The organism is Stenomitos rutilans, assembly GCF_059505485.1.
On sequence record NZ_JCACKR010000035.1, the window covers coordinates 11622 to 28633 of the forward strand.

Consider the following 17012-nt stretch of genomic DNA (forward strand, 5'->3'; position numbering starts at 1 on the left):
GATCACCCAATTTCGGTATTTTCGATATAAAAATGAAAAGAACTAGAAACCCTCAGCGTTATATGGCTCTGGTTGGCTCATACGAAAATTGGTTTCGGTTTTGCTGGCAAGCAGGTTGTACCCGAATTTTGTCTTTGGCGCGTACAGGGATGTTTTAGACTGAGAGGATGATTGAGTCTGAAAAGGAACTGGGCAATGCGACTGTCTCAAATGCTGTTTGTCACGCTTCGAGAAGATCCAGCAGAGGCGGAGATTCCCAGCCATAAGTTACTGCTGCGAGCGGGTTATATTCGGCGCATTGCAGGTGGTGTGTATGCCTATTTGCCGTTGATGTGGCGGGTCTTACAAAAGGTATCGCAAATTGTCCGCGAAGAGATGAATGCAGCGGGTGCACAAGAATGCCTGTTGCCACAGCTTCAGCCTGCCGAACTATGGCGCGAATCGGGACGGTGGGACACTTATACAAAGGCGGAAGGCATTATGTTTTCGCTGGTTGATCGCCAGCAGCGCGAGATGGGTTTGGGGCCAACCCATGAAGAAGTGGTTACCACGATCGCCCGTGACATGATCCGCTCCTACCGCCAACTGCCGCTCAATTTGTACCAGATTCAAACCAAGTTTCGGGATGAAATTCGCCCCCGCTTTGGCCTCATGCGCGGACGCGAATTTATCATGAAGGATGCCTATTCCTTTGATGCCGATGAAACAGGGCTGAAGCAGCAATACGACAAGATGCACACCGCCTACTGCAATATCTTGCGGCGCTGTGGCTTAGCGTTTCGAGCGGTAGATGCCGATTCAGGCGCGATCGGAGGCTCTGGTTCGCAAGAATTCATGGTGCTGGCAGAGGCCGGAGAAGATGAGGTGCTTTACACCGAAGACGGTAAGTATTCTGCAAACGTAGAGAAAGCTGTTTCTTCTCCCCCTGACGCAGAAGCTTCTCCCTTCAAAGCTTACGAGAAGGTCGAAACTCCTGGTACGGAGACGATCACCAAAATTGCGCAGTTACTGAAATGTTCGCCTACCGCGATCGTCAAAAATGTCCTTTATCAAGCCGTTTTTGACAGCGGCAGAGTTGCTCTTGTGCTGGTGAGCATTCGCGGCGATCAGGATGTTAATGAGGTGAAGCTGCAAAACGAATTGACGAAACTGGCAGACCAGTATGGTGGTAAGACGGTTCTTTCTTTAACCGTGCCGGATGCCGAGGCTCAAGAAAAATGGGCCGCCAAACCGCTTCCTCTGGGTTACATTGCCCCCAATTTGGAAGACAGCTACATCAAACCGCCAAAACCTATGCCAGCAGGCGCGATCGCCGTGAATCCTGTTGCACCCAAATTCTTACGTTTGGTGGACAAAACAGCCGTTGACCTGATGCACTTTGTGACAGGCTCTAACGAATTGGGTTATCACGTCGTTGGTGCTAATTGGGGCAAAGAATTTGAGTTGCCCAAACTCGCGGTGGATGTGCGAAAGGCGATCGCGGGCGATCGTGCCTTCCACGACCCCACCCAAACCCTCAAAACCGCCAGAGGTATTGAAATTGGGCACATTTTCCAACTGGGCACAAAGTATTCTCAAGCGCTGGGAGCCACCTACACCAACGAACAGGGCGAAGAAAAGCCTCTGGTCATGGGTTGTTATGGCGTTGGAGTATCGCGTCTGGCGCAAGCAGCTGTCGAGCAATCCTACGACAAAAACGGCATTGTATGGACAACGGCGATCGCGCCCTATCACGCGATCGTGGTCATCCCCGATATTGCCAAAGCTGAGCAAGTGGGCGCTGCCGAGACGCTTTATGCGGCACTGAACGCTGCCGGGGTTGAAACCTTACTGGACGATCGCAACGAACGGGCTGGCGTGAAGTTCAAAGACGCTGAGTTAATTGGCATTCCCTATCGCATTGTGACGGGGCGATCACTGCAACAGGGCAAGGTCGAAGTGGTGAAACGAGCGACCAAAGACTCTCAGGAGATCCCGATGGCAGAGGTTGTCGCAACTTTAAAGCAGTGGCTTACAGAGAAGGACTAACCCTTGGAATTTCTAACCATCTTTCTCTCTAGCCTGATCACGCTGGTTTCGCCAGCAGGCTTTGTGGTCGATCGTGTCGCTCAAGATGCGATTCGGAAACAGTTCAAAGCGGTGGAACAACTGGAAGTTCGCGTTGACAATGCACCGAGTTATCAGCTTGTGCAGGGCAAGGTCGATCGTGTGCGCATTGCGGGACGTGGGCTGTTTCCTGCTGACGACATTCGCTTAGAAGCGTTGGAACTAGAAACCGATCCCATTCAGTTGGATGCTCGCCGCCTACGACGCGGTAAACCACGACTGAAAGAACCGCTCCGATCCGGGGTGCGACTTGTCCTCACGCAGGCAGATCTAAACCGGGCATTGCGATCGCCCACTATTCTCAAGCGGCTCACCGCTTTTGGTGTCGGCGCTCTAGGACAAAACAGCACCAGACAGCAACCTCAACGCTACAGCTTGCTCAATCCTCGCATTACCTTGCTTGCCAGCCAACGACTGCAACTTCAAGCCGAACTGCAAGAAGGCACCGATCCTGCAACCTTAAAAATCGTGGCAGAGTCAGGTCTCGAAATGATATCCGGGCGACAGCTACGACTCATTAACCCCACTGTGCTTATTAATAATGAAGCGGTACCAGAACAGGTAATTCGTCCGATCGCCAATGGTATTAGCGATCAATTCGACCTACGGCAGCTAGAAAAGTCTGGCATCACGGCAAGAATCTTGCAATTAAACGTAACGGAACAGCAGATCAACGTTGCAGCATTCATTCAGCTAGCGCCAGACTCGTTACGTTAGGTGCAAAATGTGATTCATCGATAAAATTTACTCAATTCAGCGCCTTACTTTAGATAAACATTCCCTGTTTCCGAAAAGGCGCTGCGTAGACTGTAGTTACTGGAAAAAGCCCCTCAAATGGCCTGGTTACTTGTAAGGAGAATGGATTATGGAAGACCAACGATCGCGTCGTCAACTCCCGCTTGGAATCATGGCAGGGCTATCCGCTTTAGTGCTGGCAACGGGTAGTGCGGTTGCCTGGTGGGGGTGGCAATCGTCACATCAAACCTCGTCTCCCAGCGCAATCGAGCAGGGGCAGGGGTCGCCAGAGCAGCAAAAGGCTCCCCCGATCACGTCTGCTCCTCCTACGACGCAACCACCTGCTACTACCGCTCCAGCCTCTCAAACGAAGCCACTTCAGGTTTACTGGCTACAAACGTCGGGAAACGCGATCGCCCTTAGCCCAAGTCCTGCAACCGTTAAATCAAACGGCAGCCCGAATGCCGTTTTGTCAGGTGCGATTGAAGAACTATTAGCAGGCCCTAAAAACGCTACGGTCACAACCACCATTCCTCCTGAGACCAAACTTCGCAGCCTCATAGTCAAAGATGACGGTATTCATATCGATCTATCAAAAGACTTCACACAGGGCGGCGGCAGCACCTCCATGACAGGTAGATTAGGACAAGTGCTTTACACCGCTACTAGCCTCAATCCAAACGCAAAGGTGTGGGTATCTGTAGAAGGACAACCACTGGAAACGCTGGGCGGCGAAGGCTTGATGCTCGATCAGCCGCTCACGCGTGAAAGCTTTAAGCGGGATTTTCCGCTGTGAGCAGAAGCGGTCAGCCGTCAGCTTTCAGCTTTAATGAGGAGGCTGATGTTGGTAAGCTACAGATCTGCATTCAACGTCGCTACATACAGCGGCGTTGCTGTATGTAGCGACAGGCTGAGTGGTTTGTAGCTCATAGCTGACCGCTGACCGCTGAAAGCTAAAAGCTCCCCTCACTGCCACTCTTCCGGTTCACTCCAGCGGCGCAACTTGGGAAAGCGGTAGAACTCATCGCCATCGTCGTCCACTTCGGGCACTGCTCCAAAGAATTTCACTTGAGTATCGAGATAGTTTTTGGCAAGTGCCGCATTCACCCGTGCTGCCGCCGCAAGCTGAATAAGCGAAATGTTGCCGTTTTCAGCTTCCAGCAGATGATAGAAGGCTTGCTCTAAGCGAGACTGCTGCTGTTGCTTTTGCAAAATGTTGGTGATGGAACTGCCAGCTAACACACCAAAACCAATTAAAAAGATCCACTCAAAAATTGCCATGACTTGATTGTGAGGGGATTAAGTGCGTACTGCTATAACTTATCAGTGACTACAAATCCCTTTATCAAGGCTGGTTCGATGAAAGGGATTTGCGTACTGACGCTGCTGAAGTAGACTAATAGCCTAAACTTGAGGTGCCAGCTTCATGTATGAGTTTTCAGTAGGATCTTACCAATGGATGCGCGGCTCTCTAGCAATTGATGCGCTTTTGCTGCCTTAGACAAAGGCAAGACTCGATCGATCTGTAATTGCAACCATCCTGCCTGAATCCCTTCCAGAACTGCATTTGCCCTTTGGAGTAGAATTTCACGGGTGGGGGCTTTGTTGGCAAGATCTGCTCCAGCGACTCTTCGAGATCGCCCAATCAAATCTGTAGGCGCGATCAAATCAGGTCGTCCGCTTGACCAACCGTAGCTGACAACCGTTCCATCCGTAGCGGCAACTTGTAAACTGCCTGCAAACGTGGCTTTACCCACTCCATCCAGCACTAGATCGACTCCGCGACCTTCTGTGAATCGTCTTGTTTCTGCTACAAAATCTTGTTGAGTGTACAGAATGACGTGATCAGCGCCAACGGCATAAGCGGCTTGCGCTTTGGCTTCAGTAGAAACTGTACCGATCACCTGCGCTCCCAAATGCTTTGCCCATTGCACACATAGCAAGCCCAAGCCACCTGCTGCTGCATGAATCAACACGCTTGTACCAGGCTTTAATGCCACGTAATCGTGGAGCAAATACTGTGCTGTCACGCCTTGCAGTGGAAACGCTGCGCCCTGCTCAAAGCTGATATCGTTTGGTAAGGGAACCAAGCGATCGACAGGCACATTAATCGCCTCAGCATAGGAACCTAATACGCCGTAGTAAGCAACGCGATCGCCCGGTTTGACGGTTTCAACGCCTGACCCAATGGCTTCCACAAAGCCTGCGCCTTCTAAACCAGGAATGGTCGGTAGGGGAAAGTTATGCAGATAGGTTCCACTCCGCAAGTACACATCAATGTAGTTCAATCCTGCTGCAAACAATTTGACTCGTGCTTGACCTGCGGCAGGTTCAGGGAGTTCTGGTATATCCTGCCACTGCAATACTTCTGGTGCGCCGACTGCTTCAATTTGAATTGCTTTCATTTCAGTTTCTACTTTTGTCTGAGAACTGAATTGACGTTAGCTTGTTCCGTGTTAGAAGAGAAACAGGCTATATAGCAAAACATCTGTGCCTGAGTTTCTTAAATGTAGTCATTTTGATAACAATGCTGAATCATTTGACCGAACTGATCGCCTTCGTTCAGAGTGTACAGGCAGGGAGTTTCAGTGCTGCTGCCCGTATCCTCGACACTACGCCATCCGCCATTAGCAAACGAGTGGCAAAACTAGAAGATCAGCTAGGAGTGCGACTGCTGCAACGAACCACACGATCGCTGAGCCTAACAGCCGAAGGTACAGCTTACTACGAACGCATCGCACAGCTTTTAGCCGAACTTGAAGAGGCAAACGATCGTGTCATGTCGCGCGATCAACCACGAGGCAAACTAACCGTGTCGGCACCACACGATTTTGGTCATCTCATGCTGGCTCAGTGGATTCCAGACTTTCTTCAGCAGTATCCTGAATTGCAGGTTGATCTACGGCTAACCGATCGCTTTGTAGACCTGGTAGAAGAAAGCATTGATGTTGCCATTCGGATGGGCACGCTAGACGACTCAAGTTTGATCCGTAAACACTTGGGCGAAATTCCCTATGTTGTTTGCGCTTCACCGACCTATCTAGAGGCTCATGGTGTGCCAACCACACCAGAAGAACTGCTCAACCACAACTGTTTGCGCTTTATTAGTAGTGGTCATCCACTACCTTGGCGATTTCTGACCAATGCAACAGAACAGGAAATACCCGTTTCAGGCAATTTCGACTCAGACAATGGCTATGTTTTACGTTCAGCGGCACTCGCTGGACTTGGCATTATCTATGTTTTGCGGTTTCAAGTTGAATCGGATCTTCGCAGTAAACGCTTAAGCGTATTGCTTGAAGGTGAGCAGCTACCCAGCCGAATGGTACAAGCCGTGTTTACCCATCGACGGAATCTTTCACCTCGCGTACAAGCTTTTCTTGAATTTCTGACTACTCGATCGCTCCAGATGTTGAGGTAGCTGTTGTCTATCCCTATCCTGCCACTTAAGCAACGTCTGGTTCTGCAAGCTGATCTAACCCTTGGATAACCTTCGCAGACTCAACCTTGTCTCCGGCTCTCAATTGCTCTAGCACGTCTTTCCCTTCAATGACGTAGCCAAACACTGAGTAGCGACCGTCCAGCAAGTTGCGTCCGGCTGGCGTTAGCTCTGGCTCAAAGAGAAAGAAAAAGAACTGAGAAGAACCACCGTTTGGATCTTCACCAGGACGTGCCATTGCCAGCGCGCCATAGGACGAAAAGGGCAATACAGGCTGATCTTTATAGCGTCCTGCATCTTCTAGCGTGATTTCGTAAGTCGGTTCAGTATCTCCTTGCACCAGCACCTCTAGTGGGATGGCGCGATACTTTTTCGTTTTGGGATCGATGAAGCCGACATCTTCTCCAGGTGGATCACCGATTTGTAGCACGTAAGATTCTTCAGAGCGGGTAAAGGGTAAGTTGTTGTAGAAACCGCGCTTCACTAAATCCACAAAATTTCCGGCTGTCACTGGAGCGCTGTAGCCATCCACGATCGCCGTGATCTTGCCTTTGTTGGTTGTGAATTCGATCGTCGCGCGACCTTTAAGCTGAGGCAGATTGCTGTAAGCGGCTGGCACCTCAAAGGGAAAGCCCTCCACCATGCTCTCTTCCAACTGCCCAACCAAGTCGAGCAAGACCAGTCGCTGTTCAGACGTTTGTACCTTATCTTTGGCTTCGACTGCCGTTTGTAACGGTGTCAGACCTTCTTTGATTTGAGCAATCAAGGCTTCGGCTTCGGCTTTGTTTGCTTCGGGAACGCTGGCAAGCAGAGCCGCTTCTTGATCACGCAACACCCAATTGGCTTTTTTAACATCGCCTGCGATCGCGCCCCACCGACGATTGGCCCGCAGTTGCGTTGCAATATCTTCTAAGCTGCGTTGCAGCTCTCGAACAGGCGTATTGTCGATCGGCAACGAGTAGCGCAATAACGCCTTTCCATCGGTAATGGCATTACCAGCAGGCATGATAGTCGTAGGGCTAGCCGCCGCCGTAGCACTCAACCCTACAGAAAAAACCAGCAGCAGCAGCAGGATTGCGCCTGTTTTTAGCCAATCTTTGAAGCGGTCAAAGCCTTGTAGTTGCATGTCTCAGTAAGAATTGCTCAAATTTAGCGAACAGTTAGAGGCGTTTTGCCAACCCAACGGCAAGTCGGCAGACGATCGAGTAACTACGCCACAAGGCAAGTTGCCCTCATTCATCTTGCCACATCGAGGGCACTACCAAAACAGCGGGTAAGAGGAGAACAAGAAACCGTAGAGGCGCAGAGATCTCGCTTAAAACTTTCATCCTTTATCTCTCATCCCTCATCCCTTCCCCCTTCTTCCGCCGCCTTTTCATCGTGGTATCCCCAGAGCGGTACAATGAGATGCCGAACCTTTTCTCCCGACACACACTCATGATCTCTAGTAATGACTTTCGACCGGGCGTTAGCATCGAGCTAGACGGAGCCGTTTGGCGAGTCGTTGAGTTTTTGCACGTCAAGCCCGGTAAAGGGTCTGCGTTTGTGCGAACGAAGCTAAAAAACGTCCAAACCGGAAACGTCATGGAGCGTACATTCCGGGCGGGTGAAACCGTGCCCCAGGCAACCCTGGAAAAAAACACCATGCAGCACACGTACAAGGATGGAGATGACTTCGTCTTTATGGAAATGGAGACGTATGAAGAAGCCCGTCTGAACGCGAAACAGATTGGCGATCGCGTGAAGTACCTCAAAGAAGGGATGGAAGTGAATGTGGTGCGCTGGGGCGAGCAGGTGATGGAGGTGGAATTGCCCAACTCTGTCGTACTTGAGGTGACTCAGACAGATCCAGGTGTGAAAGGGGATACCGCAACGGGTGGCACCAAACCGGCGATCGTCGAAACGGGCGCTCAAGTCATGGTGCCGCTTTTCATCACGATCGGAGAGCGCATCAAAGTGGATACTCGTAATGATTCTTATTTGGGTAGAGAGCAGTAAAGCAGAAGGCTAAAGGATAAAGAGAAATCACGTTCTAGCCTTTAGCTCTGAATCCTCTAGCCGCTCTTCTTACCCTTAACCCTACATTTGAGGTCTACATTAACTGTGTCATTGGATATAAATGCACTCCGTGAACTTCTGGCGGCAATCAACCAGACCGACATCGCGGAGCTAACCTTAAAAAGCGATGATTTTGAACTAACGCTGCGTCGAGGCATTCGTGTTGAAGATCGGCTCTATGCTGACGATCGTGCATATCTCCAAACGCCTGAAAACGCTGTCTTACCGCAAGCATTAGGCGATACTCGTGGAGAGTCTGCTGCTAGGCACAGCGCTGAAATGCCCCCTTCAACGCAGGCTCAGCCAACTGCAAGCGACATCAAACGAGAGAGCAAAGCCGACCGTCGGTTGATCGAGATTAATTCACCGATGGTTGGCACCTTCTACCGTGCTGCGGCTCCCGACGAACCGCCGTTCGTTGAAGTAGGCGATCGCATTCGTAAAGGGCAAACGGTTTGCATTATCGAAGCGATGAAGCTCATGAATGAGTTGGAAGCGGATGTAGGAGGCGAAGTCGTCGAAATTTTAGTACAGAACGGCGAACCGATCGAGTATGGTCAACTACTCTTGCGCCTTAATCCAGATTAACCGTTCAGAGCAAGTCTATGCTTTCTGGTTCGTACCCCTCTTCCTAAAGAAAGACAAACTGCTTAAAATAATTGCAGTTGCTTAATCTAACTGCCAGATTTGCCGAGTTAATGATGAAATTCTAGATAATTTTGAATTGTCATCAAATACTCTATTGCTATACAGCAGTCAAGTGGCTAAAATCTGGGGATCATGACCCTCACATTAAAGTTGCATGAAATCTGCAAAGCCTTCGCAAGAAGTTGTTCAACAGGTTGCTGAATATTTCAGCGTTCTGGGCGAGCCTATGCGCCTGCGGATTCTCAACCTCCTCCGTGATGGTGAGAAATGCGTCCAAGATCTGGTCGAAGCCACTGACACCAGCCAAGCTAATGTCTCAAAGCATTTGAAAGTCATGATGCAGGCAGGTATTCTCAATCGACGTAGCAAGGGCACATTGGCATATTACAGCGTTGAAGACGACCTAATTTTTGAACTTTGTAATCTGGTGTGTGACCGCCTTGCCAACCGCATCGAGCAACAAGCCCTCCACTTTCGTGCCTTCACCTTTGCTGGCAAACGGTAATCTAGCAACCACTGAGCTTAGGGACTCGCCGGAAAATAATATCCCACGGTTCATCCACCCATCCACTCCTACACCCTTCAATTTGGGATTTTATTTCTTAGCAGATTCCTAAATTCGGCAACGCCAAAAAACACTGAGTTTAGCAACGCCGTCCAGAGCCTTGTTTGAGTGATGGCTTCATGCCCTTTGATAACCTCTGTAAACTGCTATCGCAACAGCATCCTGCTCGCTTTGCTGCATGGATTCTTGGTGAGCCACAAGCAGTGGTCAAGGTGCTGAAAACTGAACTGAGCATTGAACCCATTCGAGCCGATTCAGTCACCTTTCTGCAAACCCAAGATCGCCTTTTGCATCTGGAATTTCAGGTCAAGTTGGAGTCTGATCCGCCCCTACCGCTACGCATGTTGGACTACTGGGTGCGGCTGTATCGCCTCTACCGCTTGCCCATTACTCAGGCGATCGTGTTGCTGCTGCCACCCTCAGAGCGGGATGCGATCGAAACAACGTTTGCGGTGGAAGCAACGCGCTATGAATACAGCGTCATTAAGATGTGGCAGTTAGATCCTGCACTGCTCCTCAACGATGTTGCTCTTTTACCACTGGCACCCCTAGCGGCAGCTAAAGCGCCAGAACAACTACTTAATCAGGTTGCTCAGCAAGTCAGTAAGATAGAATCGACGCAGCAGCGGCAGCAGGTTTCGGCTTACACGCAACTCTTAGCAGGGCTACGCTTTAAGAAAGCACTGGTGAAACAGATATTTCGGGAAGGCATGATGCGGGAGTCGGTGATTTATCAGGAGATCCTTCAAGAAGGACGGCAAGAAGAAGGTGTCACCTTAATTCTGCGTCAATTAACGCGGCGGTCTGGCACGATTGATGAGGCAATGCAAGCGCAAATCGCAATCCTACCCTTAGCGCTTCTGGAAGACCTGGGTGAAGCTTTGCTTGTTTACGGCACGCACGGATTTGGTGGACTGGTTGCAAAGGCATCTACCTTAATTGAGTCAGCGTTTGCATGGATGAGCCAAAACAAGATCCTGTTCTAACTGTTCAAGCAATCGGTGAACAAGGCTTGCTCAAAATCGTGCAGTCGTTTTGTCAGGCCGACTTAATCGGCGATGATGCGGCTGTGCTAATAACGCAGCCAGGACGATCGCTGATTGTCACGACCGATATTTTGGTAGATGGCGTACATTTTAGTGACCAAACAACTTCATCAGAAGATGCTGGTTGGAGAGCCGCTGCTGCGAACCTATCTGATTTGGCAGCAATGGGCGCAACGCCCTTGGGCATCGCCGTCGGTCTGGGTCTCCCTGAGAATGTACCAGTGGTCTGGGTAGAAGGACTGTATCGGGGGCTGACAGCGTGCTTAAGCCAATACAAGTCAGCGATCGTGGGGGGAGATTTATGTCGGTCGCCCGTTATCACGATCGCGATTACCGCGTTTGGGGAAGCTGAGCCAAATCGAATCATTCGTCGTTCTGCGGCTCAACCAGGGGATGTGATCGTGGTAACAGGCTTTCATGGTGCATCGAGAGCAGGCTTGGAACTGTTGCTACATCCTGAAAGTGGGCGATCGCTCAATGAGGATGATCGCGCTATGCTCATTCAAGCTCACCAGCGCCCTAACCCTCGGTTGGATGTGGTGGAGTTGCTTTGGAGATTAAGGCAAGGTGTAGAACCGCAGAGACGCGGAGACGCAGAGAAGATAAAAGAAGTACAGGAAGGAATTCAAGCTATTGCTGCTCTGTACTCAACGCTCACCTTTACTCCTGCACCCCTCACCCCACACCCCACACCCCTCACCCACATCGCAGGCATGGACAGCAGTGATGGCTTAGCTGATGCCGTGATCCAAATCTGCCGTGCCAGTCGTGTAGGAGCCAGGATTGAGCGCAGCCAGATGCCCATTGCTCCAGCTTTAACAAAATGGATGGGCACCGAGCAAGCGCTGGAGTGGGCACTGTATGGCGGCGAAGATTTTGAACTGGTGCTTTGTTTACCGTTGGAATGGGCGCAGCTATTGGTAGAACAGTTGGGTGGTAGCGCGGCGATCGTGGGCACTATTACGACTGCTCAAGAAGTTTGGCTTGTAGACACAAATGGGAACGCGCCAGATGAGCGATTAACGCTTGAGCAGGGGTTTCAGCACTTTAGCAGTTAGGCTTGGATAGACCAGACCGATGGTTACTACAGGCGGATCGCGCTTTAAATCCATCGACTAACGCAAGTAAGCTAGCGTTACACCTGCTCCACCATCGGCACGGCTTGCCAGTTCATAGCGTTCCACCTGAGGATGGTGCTGTAAAAAGTCGTGAACTCCTTGCCGCAGCTTACCCGTTCCATGTCCGTGGATAATCCACAGAACACCGCTCTCATAAGCCTTTGCGATCGCTTGCTCGATCAAGGGTTCGGCATCGGCTACACGACTACCGCGAATGTCGATCGTGTTACGAGCAGTGCGGATGATGGGGCTATCGGGTGTGGGGTGTGGGGTGTGGGGTGCTAGATCGTTTTGCGTGTTTCCTGAATTCTGACTCCTGACTCCTGAATTCTGACTCCTGAATTCTGTTTCTTGCCCTCTGCCCTCTGCCTTCTGCTGCTTAACCGCCTTCTCCCCATCCAACGATTCCACATCATCGATCGGCACGGTCATTTTCATCAACCCAAACCGAACGGTGATTTCTTCATCGTCGTTGGGCGCAGTGAGGACTTCAGCCGTTTGTCCCAGACGTGGAATGCGGATGCGATCGCCCACCTGTGGACGAAACCCCGGTTTGGGTGGTTTGCGTTGCCGTGAGGGTAGACGATTCTCAGCAAGCTGATTCAGCGAGTCGGTTGCTTGCTGTGCCGCTTGGGCTGAGACAGGACCTTGCTGGAGTTGGCGAATCACCTGCGCAATTTCACTCTTTGCCTCGACGATCGCAGCTTGTACGGCCTGTTCCTGCGCCTGTTGCAAAGACTGTTCCCGCTCTTTAAGGGATGCGGCTTTACGAGACAGTTCCCGATGGAGACGTTCGGCACTTTCCAGCAGTTGGGCGGCCTCTTGAGACTTGGTTTCTTGACGGCGACGTTGCGCTTCTAGTCCTGCAATCACCTGGTTCACATCTTCCGACGCACCGCCCACGTAGGTCTGTGCCTGTTTCACAACGCTGGCATCTAACCCCAAACGACGCGCGATCGTCAGCGCATTTGATCGTCCTGGAATACCCCACAGCAAGCGATAAGTTGGCGATAGCGACACATCGTCAAACTCAACGGAGGCATTTTCAAACCGATCGTCCTCGTACTTTAGCGCCTTCAGTTCACCAAAGTGGGTCGTGGCAATGGTCAAGCCTGCATGATCTGCAAGATGCTTGAGCAACGCGATCGCCAACGCGCTGCCTTCAGATGGATCGGTGCCAGCGCCTACTTCGTCTAAGAGAACCAGGGCGTAGGGAGTGGGGAGTGGGGAGTGGGGCGTAAGGGAGTTTTGAGTTTTGAGTTTTGAGTTTTGAGTTGAAACCCAAACCTCATCCCCTTCTTCCTCTTCTTCCTCTTCTTCCTCCGCTTCCTTTGCCTCCGCTTCTCCTACTTCCCCTGCTCCCTCTGCTTCCCCTGCTTCTTTTGCTTCTTTTGCCTCTCCTACCTCCTCACCCCTCTCTCCTGCCTTCTCATTCCTCTCTCCTAATGCCTCCAAGATTCGACTAATCCGCCGAATATGCCCCGAAAAGGTAGAGAGGCTTTGTTCCAAGGATTGCTCATCGCCGATGTCTGCTAGCACCTGATCGAACCAGGGCAATTCGACAGGTTCACGAGCGGGCACAAATAACCCGACTTTTGCCATCAGGACAACAAGCCCAAGCGTTTTGAGTGTGACGGTTTTGCCGCCTGTGTTTGGCCCAGTAATGGCAACGACACGGATATGAGGCTGGATGACGAGATCGATCGGCACGACAGGTCGCCCCTGCTCATGCTGCTGTTGCCAGAGGAGGAGGGGATGACGAAGATGGCGGAGGACGATCGGTTCGAGTATGGGGTGTGAGTTGTGAGGTGTGGGGTGCTCGTTTACTCGCGCGATGAAGCGGGGCGGGTTGGCTTCTAGCCACAAACTGTAGCGGGCGCGGGCAGTAGCGAGGTCAAGGATAATGGCGATCGCCAACAGCCGTTCTAAATCAGGCTTTACGGCAGCAACTTGATCGGTGAGCGCTTGCCGAATGGCCTCTTCTTCAACTTGCTCCTGGCGCTGAAGTTGGCGGAGTTGGTTGTTGAGGTTAACGGTGGCTTGCGGCTCAACATACAGCGTTGCACCGCTCATGGAGGTATCGTGAACGATGCCGGGGATGGCGTCTTTTTGCGGAGCCTTGACTGGGATGACGAAGCGTCCTTCGCGCTGGGTGATCAAGCTTTCTTGAACGGCGTTTGCTTTGCGCTGTAGGAGGCTTTGCAGGATGCTATGGACTCGATCGCGCAGGTGTTTCTGCTGTTCCCGAATGCCAGCCAGTTTGGGCGTAGCTCGATCGGCAACCTGACCACGCTCGTCAATGCAACGGTGAATCTCTTGCTCCAGTTCAGGGTAGGTACGCAGATCTTCAATGAGCGCGTTCAGCACTATTAGATCTGGCTGACTGTCGATGACACGCCTGAGCTGACGCATTCCAGCTAGTGTAGTGGCGATCGCCAGCAGTTCTTCGCCAGACAGCAAGCCACGGCGCTCTGCCCGTTCTAGCGATTCACCAATATCTGTAATGCCGTCAAACTTTAGGCCAGTGCTGAGACGGCTTTCTAACGCATAAATTTCTTGTGTTTGGGCCAATAAGGTCAACGTTTCAGCTTGCGTATCAGGCATACGGAGCCGCTGAGCCGCGATCGCGCCTAGCTTCGTTGCCGCAAAGGTCGATAGGTGCTGGCAAAGCCGCGGCCATTCCAAAAGTTCAAGGGTTTCAGCTTGGATCAAATTGCATCGACAGTTTACTCTACTTCCATTTTAGAGAGTTCTCTAGCAGAGCAACACGCTTGCGGCTAAAAGAGCCAGCAGACGATCGAGTACTGCACGTGAGTTGCATCACCGATCGCTTGTTGATACATCACTAGAGTTGCCAAGACTTTGTCACCTGACTAATTCCAACACATCACACGCCAACCACCTTGAACGTCACACTGCTCACGCTGCCTGAACTTCATACTGGATTCATAAAGCTCAGCAAGAGGGGTGTCTGATGAGTCTAATCAATCAGGTGGTACAAAAAGCGCTTTGTCGTGGTTATTTGACGACTGAGGCAGAGCAGACTCTCTGCCAGCACATTAGCGACAATTGCAATTTGCATGATGTCACAGCACTGACAATGCTACAACGTGCGCTGGTATCGGGCCAAGTAAAACGGCTATCGCAAGCGCAACAGTAGCCCGACGTTCTGTAGACATGTGTTTAACCAGCACTTGAGCTAAAACCGATCTTTCATGCCTCTCAAGCGGGCAAAGGTTTGAATGTCATTGTCTGCTTGCACGGCTGCTTGAATCCCTGCATTGTCCCAGCGCAGAAATGGATTCGTGTGTTTTTCTACTCCCAAATTTGACGGTATGGTTGCCTCATGCTGGCTGCGAGCAACGTTCACCGCTGCAAAACGCTGCTGCAATGCCGCATTGGCGCTGTCTACGGTTAAGGCAAACTCAAGATTCTTCAACGTGTATTCGTGAGCGCACCAAACGCAAGTGTTGTCTGGCAAGGTGCGCAGCTTGTTAAGAGACTGCACCATCTGTGTAGGGGTGCCTTCAAACAAACGGCCACAACCCCCAGAAAAGAGCGTATCGCCGCAGAATAGATGACCAGCTTCGTTTGCAGTTACAGGTGCAAAATAGTAAGCAATGTGAGCGCGGGTGTGACCGGGAACAAATAGCACCTTAGCTTCGTGATCGCCAAACGAAACGCGATCGCCCTCCTGCAAGAACACCTGCTGTCCGGGAATCCGACCTCGATCTTCAGCCCCGCCATACACAACCGCATCAGGAAACTGCTGCAACAGACTGGTATTGCCCCCTACATGATCAGCATGATGATGTGTGTTCAAAATGGCGACCAGTTCGGCACCCAACGTTTTCAAGCAATGCAGAACAGGCACTGCATCAGCCGGATCAACCACTGCTGCAACGTTTTGCGCTGGGTCATGCAAGAGAAAAATGTAGTTATCTGATAGCGCTGGCAGCCGATGGACTTGCATGCTCAGGTGTCTAAGTAGTTGCTACTTGTTTACCTTAGCAAAGCTCTAGGGAATGAAGCGCAAGGGGAGCAGAGGAAGCAAGGGGAGCAGGGGAAGCAGGGGGGAAGAGGAAGCAGAGGGGGCAGGGGAAGCCGGGGGGCGATGAGGAGCAAAACTCAACTCAAAGCTCAAAACTTAGAACTCAAAACCCTACCCTCTCTGCCCTCTGCCTTCTGCCCAAAGCTTCACCGATTCTTCATCATGTGTGCCTCTATCCTTGCACAGTCGATATTCAACCCTTGCTAGAAGGTGAGGAGTGAGGGGAACAATCAATTATCAGGTAATCAAATAATGTAAGCAGGTGAGCATCATGCGGAGTCTTCAGAGTAACCCGAATTCAGCGCTTCATCAGATGGTCGATCGCATTCTTACGGTGGGTGAAATGTCCCGTCAAGAGCACCTCAAACTCACGTCCATTTTGTTGGCTGAGCAACGGTTAGCAGACAGCGATCGCACTAAGATCAATCGTATTTTTGACCACATTCAAACGGGTCGCTTAAAGCTCATTGACTGAGCAAACGCTTTCAAGGCTCTGTGGCGCTACTGTTTGAGGTAGTTACGGGCTTCTTGAGCAACCTGTTCCATATCGTCTTGCGCCAGAGTTTCCAGGGTTGAACGAGCGGTTGACCCGTTCAAATGTGCAAGTGCTTGTACGACTCGGTAGCGAGTTTGCCAGTCGGCGCTAGCAGCAAAAGGAATGAGCAATTGAATCGCGCGATCGTCACCCAACTCACCCAAGGATCCGATCGCCGCTGTTTGCAGCAATTCATTATCCGATTTCAGGGCTTCTTCAAGTAGCTCAAATGCTCGTCTATCACCTAATTCGCCTAAAGCGGCAACAATACTGAATTTAACCAACCATTCAGAACTGGTGTGGTAGAGCTGTTGCAAGTCATCAAAGAGCTCAGTTAATTGAAGCGCGCCTACTGAGTCAGCAGCAGCAGCTTGTACGTCTGGGTCATCGTCTCGCAGTCGATCGCGCAGAATCGCGGTCACGTGAGGCAAATCTTGCTGCCCCAAGGTTGCCAACTGGCTGACGGCTGCATACCGTACCCGTGGGTTGGTGTCTTGAATGGCAGTCTGAATCAGTCCAAAGCCGATCGTGGGTTCTAATTGTCTGATTTGGTTTACGGCCCGCAGGCGATCGCCAAAATCTGACGACTTCAATAACACGCCAACTGATTCAGGTGTGATGCTCATAGCTAATAATCTCGTCGTTCTTGAAGTGAGGGGTGAGGAGGCAGCGAGGGCAGGGGGGCTGTTGACAGTTGTTAAGCACGTTATT

At 51.2% G+C, this 17012-nt stretch carries 17 protein-coding genes; 11 read left to right on the forward strand and 6 right to left on the reverse strand.

All coding sequences use genetic code 11. The annotated features are described in order from the left end of the window. The first annotated feature begins 195 nt into the window (after window positions 1–195). From AC5JLP_RS05670 to AC5JLP_RS05680, 3 genes are all read left to right on the forward strand, one after another. A complete protein-coding gene (locus AC5JLP_RS05670; RefSeq protein ID WP_496066944.1) occupies window positions 196–2028 on the forward strand; it encodes a proline--tRNA ligase in 1833 nt (610 codons plus the stop codon). A 3-nt stretch (window positions 2029–2031) separates the two neighbouring features. Further along, the gene (locus AC5JLP_RS05675; RefSeq protein ID WP_496066945.1) at window positions 2032–2823 is read left to right on the forward strand and encodes an LmeA family phospholipid-binding protein; all 792 of its coding nucleotides are present in this window, start codon (window positions 2032–2034) and stop codon (window positions 2821–2823) included. Between the two features lie 148 nt (window positions 2824–2971). Then, window positions 2972–3637: a GerMN domain-containing protein gene (locus AC5JLP_RS05680; RefSeq protein WP_496066946.1), complete on the forward strand. Its 666-nt coding sequence runs from the start codon at window positions 2972–2974 to the stop codon at window positions 3635–3637. 170 nt (window positions 3638–3807) lie between these two features. Here the strand turns inward: AC5JLP_RS05680 and AC5JLP_RS05685 are convergent, their stop codons facing one another. Both AC5JLP_RS05685 and AC5JLP_RS05690 read right to left on the reverse strand, forming a co-directional pair. Beyond that, complete coding sequence (locus AC5JLP_RS05685; RefSeq protein ID WP_496066947.1) at window positions 3808–4122, reverse strand: hypothetical protein; 315 nt, start codon at window positions 4120–4122, stop codon at window positions 3808–3810. Between the two features lie 143 nt (window positions 4123–4265). Continuing rightward, complete coding sequence (locus tag AC5JLP_RS05690) at window positions 4266–5246, reverse strand: quinone oxidoreductase family protein (protein ID WP_496066948.1); 981 nt, start codon at window positions 5244–5246, stop codon at window positions 4266–4268. A gap of 122 nt (window positions 5247–5368) precedes the next feature. On the opposite strand from AC5JLP_RS05690, the gene AC5JLP_RS05695 reads away from it, so the two are divergent. Next, window positions 5369–6262 carry a LysR family transcriptional regulator gene (locus tag AC5JLP_RS05695; protein WP_496066949.1) on the forward strand — a complete coding sequence of 298 codons (894 nt, stop codon included), beginning with the start codon at window positions 5369–5371 and terminating at the stop codon, window positions 6260–6262. A 25-nt stretch (window positions 6263–6287) separates the two neighbouring features. Here the strand turns inward: AC5JLP_RS05695 and AC5JLP_RS05700 are convergent, their stop codons facing one another. After that, a complete protein-coding gene (locus AC5JLP_RS05700; protein WP_496066950.1) occupies window positions 6288–7406 on the reverse strand; it encodes a peptidylprolyl isomerase in 1119 nt (372 codons plus the stop codon). A 311-nt stretch (window positions 7407–7717) separates the two neighbouring features. Here AC5JLP_RS05700 and efp point away from each other — a divergent pair, with 311 nt between their 5' ends. The 5 genes from efp to thiL all read left to right on the forward strand — a co-directional run bounded on the left by efp (window position 7718) and on the right by thiL (window position 11655). Continuing rightward, window positions 7718–8278, forward strand: a complete 561-nt coding sequence (gene efp, locus AC5JLP_RS05705) for an elongation factor P (protein WP_496066951.1) — start codon at window positions 7718–7720, stop codon at window positions 8276–8278. 105 nt (window positions 8279–8383) lie between these two features. Continuing rightward, a complete protein-coding gene (gene accB / locus AC5JLP_RS05710; protein WP_496066952.1) occupies window positions 8384–8926 on the forward strand; it encodes an acetyl-CoA carboxylase biotin carboxyl carrier protein in 543 nt (180 codons plus the stop codon). 214 nt (window positions 8927–9140) lie between these two features. Continuing rightward, window positions 9141–9491 carry an ArsR/SmtB family transcription factor gene (locus tag AC5JLP_RS05715; RefSeq protein ID WP_496066953.1) on the forward strand — a complete coding sequence of 117 codons (351 nt, stop codon included), beginning with the start codon at window positions 9141–9143 and terminating at the stop codon, window positions 9489–9491. 179 nt (window positions 9492–9670) lie between these two features. Then, complete coding sequence (locus AC5JLP_RS05720; RefSeq protein WP_496066954.1) at window positions 9671–10537, forward strand: Rpn family recombination-promoting nuclease/putative transposase; 867 nt, start codon at window positions 9671–9673, stop codon at window positions 10535–10537. Beyond that, window positions 10507–11655: a thiamine-phosphate kinase gene (gene thiL / locus AC5JLP_RS05725; RefSeq protein ID WP_496066955.1), complete on the forward strand. Its 1149-nt coding sequence runs from the start codon at window positions 10507–10509 to the stop codon at window positions 11653–11655. Before AC5JLP_RS05720 ends, thiL begins: the two co-directional genes overlap by 31 nt. 57 nt (window positions 11656–11712) lie before the next feature. Here the strand turns inward: thiL and AC5JLP_RS05730 are convergent, their stop codons facing one another. Beyond that, a complete protein-coding gene (locus tag AC5JLP_RS05730; protein WP_496066956.1) occupies window positions 11713–14427 on the reverse strand; it encodes an endonuclease MutS2 in 2715 nt (904 codons plus the stop codon). 262 nt (window positions 14428–14689) lie between these two features. Between AC5JLP_RS05730 and AC5JLP_RS05735 the strand changes: the two genes are divergently transcribed. Continuing rightward, complete coding sequence (locus AC5JLP_RS05735; RefSeq protein ID WP_496066957.1) at window positions 14690–14875, forward strand: hypothetical protein; 186 nt, start codon at window positions 14690–14692, stop codon at window positions 14873–14875. Between the two features lie 39 nt (window positions 14876–14914). Here AC5JLP_RS05735 and gloB read toward each other — a convergent pair whose 3' ends face one another. Beyond that, window positions 14915–15688, reverse strand: coding sequence for a hydroxyacylglutathione hydrolase (gloB, locus tag AC5JLP_RS05740; RefSeq protein WP_496066958.1), 774 nt, complete (start codon window positions 15686–15688; stop codon window positions 14915–14917). Between the two features lie 349 nt (window positions 15689–16037). Here gloB and AC5JLP_RS05745 point away from each other — a divergent pair, with 349 nt between their 5' ends. Further along, on the forward strand, window positions 16038–16241 hold the full coding sequence (locus AC5JLP_RS05745; protein WP_496066959.1) for a hypothetical protein: 204 nt from the start codon (window positions 16038–16040) through the stop codon (window positions 16239–16241). Window positions 16242–16267: 26 nt separating this feature from the next. On the opposite strand, the gene nblB is transcribed toward AC5JLP_RS05745, so the two are convergent. Continuing rightward, on the reverse strand, window positions 16268–16927 hold the full coding sequence (gene nblB / locus AC5JLP_RS05750; RefSeq protein WP_496066960.1) for a phycobilisome degradation protein NblB: 660 nt from the start codon (window positions 16925–16927) through the stop codon (window positions 16268–16270). Between the last annotated feature and the right edge of the window lie 85 nt (window positions 16928–17012).

Excerpts from the sequence above, each read along its gene's own strand:
- AC5JLP_RS05670 (WP_496066944.1), top strand. The coding sequence starts at position 196 with ATGCGACTGTCTCAAATGCTGTTTGTCACGCTTCGAGAAGATCCAGCA.
- AC5JLP_RS05680 (WP_496066946.1), top strand. The coding sequence starts at position 2,972 with ATGGAAGACCAACGATCGCGTCGTCAACTCCCGCTTGGAATCATGGCA.
- AC5JLP_RS05685 (WP_496066947.1), bottom strand. The coding sequence starts at position 4,122 with ATGGCAATTTTTGAGTGGATCTTTTTAATTGGTTTTGGTGTGTTAGCT.
- AC5JLP_RS05690 (WP_496066948.1), bottom strand. The coding sequence starts at position 5,246 with ATGAAAGCAATTCAAATTGAAGCAGTCGGCGCACCAGAAGTATTGCAG.
- AC5JLP_RS05695 (WP_496066949.1), top strand. The coding sequence starts at position 5,369 with ATGCTGAATCATTTGACCGAACTGATCGCCTTCGTTCAGAGTGTACAG.
- AC5JLP_RS05700 (WP_496066950.1), bottom strand. The coding sequence starts at position 7,406 with ATGCAACTACAAGGCTTTGACCGCTTCAAAGATTGGCTAAAAACAGGC.
- efp (WP_496066951.1), top strand. The coding sequence starts at position 7,718 with ATGATCTCTAGTAATGACTTTCGACCGGGCGTTAGCATCGAGCTAGAC.
- AC5JLP_RS05715 (WP_496066953.1), top strand. The coding sequence starts at position 9,141 with ATGAAATCTGCAAAGCCTTCGCAAGAAGTTGTTCAACAGGTTGCTGAA.
- AC5JLP_RS05720 (WP_496066954.1), top strand. The coding sequence starts at position 9,671 with ATGCCCTTTGATAACCTCTGTAAACTGCTATCGCAACAGCATCCTGCT.
- thiL (WP_496066955.1), top strand. The coding sequence starts at position 10,507 with ATGGATGAGCCAAAACAAGATCCTGTTCTAACTGTTCAAGCAATCGGT.
- AC5JLP_RS05735 (WP_496066957.1), top strand. The coding sequence starts at position 14,690 with ATGAGTCTAATCAATCAGGTGGTACAAAAAGCGCTTTGTCGTGGTTAT.
- gloB (WP_496066958.1), bottom strand. The coding sequence starts at position 15,688 with ATGCAAGTCCATCGGCTGCCAGCGCTATCAGATAACTACATTTTTCTC.
- AC5JLP_RS05745 (WP_496066959.1), top strand. The coding sequence starts at position 16,038 with ATGCGGAGTCTTCAGAGTAACCCGAATTCAGCGCTTCATCAGATGGTC.
- nblB (WP_496066960.1), bottom strand. The coding sequence starts at position 16,927 with ATGAGCATCACACCTGAATCAGTTGGCGTGTTATTGAAGTCGTCAGAT.